Source organism: Rhodovulum viride, from assembly GCF_003265965.1.
Taxonomy (GTDB): domain Bacteria; phylum Pseudomonadota; class Alphaproteobacteria; order Rhodobacterales; family Rhodobacteraceae; genus Rhodovulum; species Rhodovulum kholense.
Window position 1 is genome coordinate 1 of record NZ_MUAV01000110.1, and the last position, 1019, is coordinate 1019.

Consider the following 1019-nt stretch of genomic DNA (forward strand, 5'->3'; position numbering starts at 1 on the left):
CCTCGCATGGGCCGCGCGCTGCGCAGGCCGATGGCGATACGTGGCGGTATCGGGCGGGCCGTGGCCGCCATGGGGCGGCGGTTGTCGAGATGCGGGGGCCTTGCTGCCCTGTCACCTATTACCCGACGTCCGGTCAGATCGCGGCGGCCCGGCGCGCCTATCTCGACTGGTGGGGCTGGCTTCTGGCCCTTCAGGCGGCGCTGCGCGGGGCCGGGCTGGTGTCGATCGAGGTGACGCGCGCCATGCCCCAGATGGAGCCGTGGAAAAATTCTTCTTGACCATTTAACCAGTCCTGGTTGACATTGTGCCATCTCCACATTTGCGCCCGCGTCGGAACCCCCGCCGCGGGCGCTTTGGTTTCTAGAGCCCCCCGTCCTTTGATCGGCACGCTACGCTGGCCCGGCACCTCTGCGGAGAGGATGGGTGCGTGTCGTTTCAAGTGCGGGGGGCCGCGACCGATTTCAGCGAGGCGACATGACCACCCTTTCCAACGATGTCCTGGACGCCGGTCTCCAAGAGATCCGCGATGCCGCGACGCCTGTGTTGCATCTGTGCTCGCAGGAGCCCACGACCTATGCCGAGGCGTCCTCGACTTACAAGCTCGGGACCAAGACCGCGCCGACCATCAGCGCGCAGGCCAACCGCACGGGCGGGGGCCGCAAGATCGACATCGCGACCTTCACCGACGGCACGGTCGACGCGAACGGGACGGGCACCCATTGGGCCGTGGTCGATGCGGCGACCTTGCGGCTGCTGGCGACCTTGCCGGTCGTGAACGCTCAGGTCATGACGGCTGGTAACCCGCTGTCGCTGAACACGCCGATTGAACTCGGGTTCTCCCCGGCCGCGTGACATGGGGCGCCCGGGCCGCGATCCGATCCGGGCGCTTGAGATAGCCGTCGAGGCGATGCCGCCAGAGGAGGCGGTGCCGGTTCTGATGTATCTGGTCCGCGAGCTGGCGGGTCAGGCCGATGAGGCGGTCGGCCGCTGGTCGGGGCCGCGGCGCCTGACCGGGACGG

1 protein-coding gene and 1 pseudogene are annotated in these 1019 nt (G+C 68.4%); both read left to right on the plus strand.

The genetic code is table 11. From position 1 onward, the window contains the following. A pseudogene (locus tag BYZ73_RS21265) lies at positions 1-278 on the plus strand (hypothetical protein); the annotation flags it as partial. A 196-nt stretch (positions 279-474) separates the two neighbouring features. Continuing rightward, positions 475-852, plus strand: coding sequence for a hypothetical protein (locus BYZ73_RS21270; protein ID WP_112317579.1), 378 nt, complete (start codon positions 475-477; stop codon positions 850-852). The last annotated feature ends 167 nt before the right edge of the window (positions 853-1019 follow it).

Excerpts from the sequence above, each read along its gene's own strand:
- BYZ73_RS21270 (WP_112317579.1), top strand. The coding sequence starts at position 475 with ATGACCACCCTTTCCAACGATGTCCTGGACGCCGGTCTCCAAGAGATC.